Raw genomic sequence first — 4,625 nt, forward strand, 5'->3', positions numbered from 1 at the left:
AAGCACGCCGCCAGCGTTCGTCCTGAGCCAGGATCAAACTCTCCATGATATATGAAGAGCCATTTGGCTCGTTCTTACTGTTTTTGGTTCATACTTACTCTTGTTGACGTCTTGATGTTTTCAAGACCTCGCACTCTGGCGTTCAATTCAATTATTGCATTGTTCAGTTTTCAAAGGTCATGCCGTCTTGCGACGACTTGCTTATTCTACCAAACTCATGAGAGTTTGTCAAGCGTTTTTTTACTTATTATTAAATAAGAAGTTTTTAAACGACAATATCACATCACACTTTTCCGTTTTGTCAAGAGATAAATTCTAAATTCATAAAACTTAAAACTTCAATCTTAATTACTTCCGAACTCATGCGACATAAAGTATTTTAGCATTAAAAGGAAAAGCTGTCAATAGAATATTGACAGCTTTTTTACAACCCATCTGCTCTTTCGTTAACTGTTTACGATAAGCTTTCAAGATTTTTTTGTTTACTCTCAATTCCTAATCCCAGAACAATAGCGGAAACAGCAATAAATACAAAGGCAAACATATAAAACACACTGCCAATACTAAACCCTCGTGACAGCATAACTCCGACCAAAATAGGAGCCGCCATTCCCCCAAAACGCCCAAAGCCGGCTGCCCAGCCACTTCCCAACGCGCGAATCGAAGTAGGATACATTTCTGGCGTATATGTATAAAGTACCCCCCATGCACCCAAGTTAAAGAAAGACATAATGGCTCCCCATATCATAAGTGTTACAGCAGCTGAAGCATGCCCAAAGAAATAACTGGCAATACCACTGCACAAAAGGAATGCAGATAGTGTGTATTTACGGCCAATCCGGTCTACCAGCCACGCAGCACAATAATATCCGGGCAATTGAGCCAAGGTCATGACCAACACATATTCAAAGGTTTTAACAACAGTAAATCCTTGCTGAAAAACTAAGGATGGCAACCACATAAAAATTCCATAATAGCTATAAATAATACCAAACCAAACCAGCCAAAGCATAATCGTACGTACAATAAACGGTTTTCTCCACAAGGTCATAAAAGAACCTGAAGGACCTTCCAGCATTTCTTCTTTTTCATTTGCAAACGGTGTGACCGGTACATGCATTTTTTTTTCTAACTCTATAACAATATGCTGCGCTTCGGCAATACGGCCTTTAGATAGTAAGTAACGAACGGACTCAGGCATATGCAGCCGAATTAAAAATACATACAGAGCAGGCAATGCTCCAATAATAAAGGCAGAACGCCAACCATATACCGGGATAAGGAAATAGGCAATACAAGCTGCTGCAAGCCAGCCAATGGCCCAAAAACTTTCCAGCAAAACAATAAAACGGCCACGTACATGAGCAGGTGCATATTCTGAAACGAGTGTTGCCGCAACAGGCAGTTCTCCGCCCAAGCCAAAACCGACGAGAAAGCGAAAAACAAGTAAGGATGTATAATCCCATGCCAAGGCACACAATCCCGTCGCTATACTATACAATAGTACTGTAATAGTAAATACCTGTTTACGCCCAATATGATCGGCGATCGTGCCTGATATGACAGCTCCCAATGCCATGCCGATAAGACCAATACTGCCAATAAGGCCCATTTGCCCTGGTGTCAACAGCCATTCTTTTGCCAACACGGGTAGAATAAAAGCGATTAGGCCTGTATCCATAGAATCAAAAAGCCATCCTAAGCCGGTTACCAATAATAATTTATAGTGGAATTTACCTACCGGCAATGTTTCCAATCGATCTAAAATCATTTTACTTCCTCCAATCCATATTTACACTTGTCATGACATATATATTTACATTTATTCATTTTACTCTCTGCAGCAAAAAAGAGCAATAGAAAACGTACTGTTTTCTGTTGCTCTTTGTATACTATGTTACGTTATATTATTATTTATATAAGACGCCTAATTGATCTAAAGCTTGCTCAATAGCTTTCATGTCCTCATCACTGTTAGTTTCCACTAAATGCGTATGAATCCCGCCACTGATGCAGCTCAACAATTCGGCATGTGCTTCTTTCATACGTTTCACATACTGATATATTTCACGGCGCGAGTGAAGATTAAGTGTCCCCTCTAAATTTCCATATACATCATGCTCAACAACAACATTATGAACAATACCGCCATTATCAACAATGGCTTCCAATTCCTGTTGCATCAGATCCATCCCGTGACAGCAGACAAATACATGTTTTTTACCGTCTTTTTCCGCAGGGACGCGCTGATACCCTCGCGGCGTAGAAATAATACCAATTCCCTGTGCCCGTAAAATAGCTACATCCCCTACAATAATCTGTCTGCTTACCTCACATTGTTTCGAAAGTTCCGTACCCGTCACCGCAGCTCCTGATTGAGTCAGAATTTCCAATATGTGTTTTCTTCTTGAAACGCTATCCATGCCGCTACCTCCTGCAAACCTATTCTTTAAACTTTATTATACTACATTTTTAACTTTATTGTCTTATTTGCGCAGTCCATACTATAGAAACTAATTTCCCCCACAGGCCGCCTATAAATATACCCGGAATAAATCCTACTAACTCATTAAACAGCCATGAATGATTTAAAAAATGATTTAAAAAAGGTATAAAATATATCACAGTTTGAATGCCTCCAAATAAGATAACGGCAATAGATAATAGCAGCGGAGCCATTTTTAAAGCCGGGCACCGGATTCTGATTTTACCAGGACAGTGTTTGACAGCCAACTCTCCACACTGAAAATAAGCCGCGACACCTAATCCTATTAAAAAGCCCAACAAAAACCACAATACCGATAAAAAGAAATAACCTGCAAAATAAAAGCTGACAGCACCTGCCCATACAGAAAACAAAAAACAGGGATACAGCAATGTAAAAATTGTACAACATCTTTCTTTGTAAAAGAAGCAGGTGAAGCAAAAGAGAACGATCACAAAGCAAAGTTGAATACCGGTTACCATATCATACATAATTGCCATGACCGTACCTCCTCATTCCTATATTTTCAGAACATACATATACAATATGGCCGTTCCTAAAAACCATCGTTAAATTTCGCGGTGTCTAATAATGCGCACTTTAATCTGTCACACACTGCCATAAAAGTGTATTATTTTCAATATATGCGTTCATTTTTTCCTTATCTCTCAGCCACGACAAGTAGGAACGAACCGTACTGCCTATAAGTACATATTGTTCATAAGTCATGGTCAAATGATAATCAACAAACAATCGCTGCAAAACACGTTCAAATGTAGTCGGTTCTATGCAAGCACTCATAATATATGCGGCTATTTCCTGAAGTTTCTTTTTATTCAAATCGACCAGAAAGCGAATATCTTTTACTGCGTCCGCATGCGATGGAACAAACATGGTTGCTTGCATAGCCGCTACTTTATCCAAGGTTTTTATATAATTATCTATATCATAAATAAAAGAAAGATGATATTTTTCCAATGTCTCCGCACTACTCAGGCAGTCCGCTAAAAACACAGTATCATCCGGCATGCGAAAGCCTACCATATCAAAAAAATGTCCCGGCAGCGGAATAACCTCGACATCATGTGGAAATGCCGGATCAGAAAACGGCTTCGTCTTACTGGCTTTGGCCATAAGGAATTTATGTCTCAATTCCTTAAAAGGATAGCCTCCATATAGAAAAGACGGCTCCAAAAATGGATTTTCCGTAAAAGCAGCTTCTATGCCCCCCGAAAAAACATCACATCCATACTGCTGCTGAAGATAATGGTTACCACCGATATGATCCGCATTGGAATGTGTATTCAATATTGCTTTCAGTGTCCATCCCTTTTGATCTAATATTTTACGAACTCTGCGGCCAGCATCTTTATCGTTACCGCTGTCTATCAGATACATATCTGTATCATTTTTAAGATAAATTCCTATTTTAGCCGGGCTTTGTATATAGTAACTTTTTTCTCCTGCTTGAACTAATTCATACATAGTGCTCCCCCTTCTCTTTACTCGTTAGGATAAAAAATCATATTGTATACAGTGCATTTTTCATCAAACGGATTATGATATTCATGACGGATATCCGCCCGAAAACGAATTGCCTGCTTCTCTCTGACAATAATTTTTTTCTCATTTAAAACCAACTGCAGTGTCCCCTGCAAAACAAAAATATATTCTTCTACTCCGTCACTATGTTTTTCTGAAGTATGATGGCATTGGGCTTCAAAATTAATAAAAAAAGATTCAACACTTCGTACGGGATCATAGGCAAACAAAGGATATGCCTTCATTCTCCCATCATCTTCAACAATTATATTCTTTTCTTGCAGGGTCGCAATCGCATATTCAGAAGAAGGCTCTTCCAATAATGATGAAAGCGGAACTTTTAACCCCGTCGCGATTTTCCAAAGCACATTGACCGTAGGCGATGACTGCCCTCTCTCTATTTGTCCCAGCATCGGTTTGCTAACGCCGGTCAATTGAGCTGTTTCGTATAAAGACAAGTTTCTGTTATTCCGTATTTTTTTTAATCGCATTCCAATAATATCAGAAGCTGTATTCATAACATTCCCCCTAATGATCCTTCAATTTTCGCTATAATATAATATGTTATATTATATTTTAATTATATTATAACATATTA

General features: G+C 38.8%; 5 protein-coding genes. All 5 read right to left on the bottom strand.

Annotated elements, in window-relative coordinates:
* Positions 1-454: 454 nt before the first annotated feature.
* The 5 genes from AB840_RS14805 to AB840_RS14825 all read right to left on the bottom strand — a co-directional run bounded on the left by AB840_RS14805 (position 455) and on the right by AB840_RS14825 (position 4,545).
* Positions 455-1,771: an MFS transporter gene (locus AB840_RS14805; RefSeq protein ID WP_048515608.1), complete on the bottom strand. Its 1,317-nt coding sequence runs from the start codon at positions 1,769-1,771 to the stop codon at positions 455-457.
* Positions 1,772-1,910: 139 nt separating this feature from the next.
* Entirely contained in the window at positions 1,911-2,423 is a 513-nt protein-coding gene (locus AB840_RS14810; RefSeq protein ID WP_048515609.1) for a transcription repressor NadR, read from the bottom strand.
* A 55-nt stretch (positions 2,424-2,478) separates the two neighbouring features.
* Complete coding sequence (locus AB840_RS14815; RefSeq protein WP_048515610.1) at positions 2,479-2,985, bottom strand: hypothetical protein; 507 nt, start codon at positions 2,983-2,985, stop codon at positions 2,479-2,481.
* A 100-nt stretch (positions 2,986-3,085) separates the two neighbouring features.
* Positions 3,086-3,970 (bottom strand): MBL fold metallo-hydrolase, encoded by an 885-nt coding sequence (locus AB840_RS14820; RefSeq protein WP_048515611.1) that lies wholly within the window; start codon positions 3,968-3,970, stop codon positions 3,086-3,088.
* 17 nt (positions 3,971-3,987) lie between these two features.
* Positions 3,988-4,545, bottom strand: a complete 558-nt coding sequence (locus AB840_RS14825; RefSeq protein WP_048515612.1) for a helix-turn-helix domain-containing protein — start codon at positions 4,543-4,545, stop codon at positions 3,988-3,990.
* Positions 4,546-4,625: the final 80 nt, after the last annotated feature.

It is taken from the genome of Megasphaera cerevisiae DSM 20462 (assembly GCF_001045675.1).
Lineage (GTDB): Bacteria > Bacillota > Negativicutes > Veillonellales > Megasphaeraceae > Megasphaera > Megasphaera cerevisiae.

Coding starts and splice junctions, on each gene's coding strand:
- AB840_RS14805 (WP_048515608.1), bottom strand. CDS start 1,771: ATGATTTTAGATCGATTGGAAACATTGCCGGTAGGTAAATTCCACTAT.
- AB840_RS14810 (WP_048515609.1), bottom strand. CDS start 2,423: ATGGATAGCGTTTCAAGAAGAAAACACATATTGGAAATTCTGACTCAA.
- AB840_RS14815 (WP_048515610.1), bottom strand. CDS start 2,985: ATGGCAATTATGTATGATATGGTAACCGGTATTCAACTTTGCTTTGTG.
- AB840_RS14820 (WP_048515611.1), bottom strand. CDS start 3,970: ATGTATGAATTAGTTCAAGCAGGAGAAAAAAGTTACTATATACAAAGC.
- AB840_RS14825 (WP_048515612.1), bottom strand. CDS start 4,545: ATGAATACAGCTTCTGATATTATTGGAATGCGATTAAAAAAAATACGG.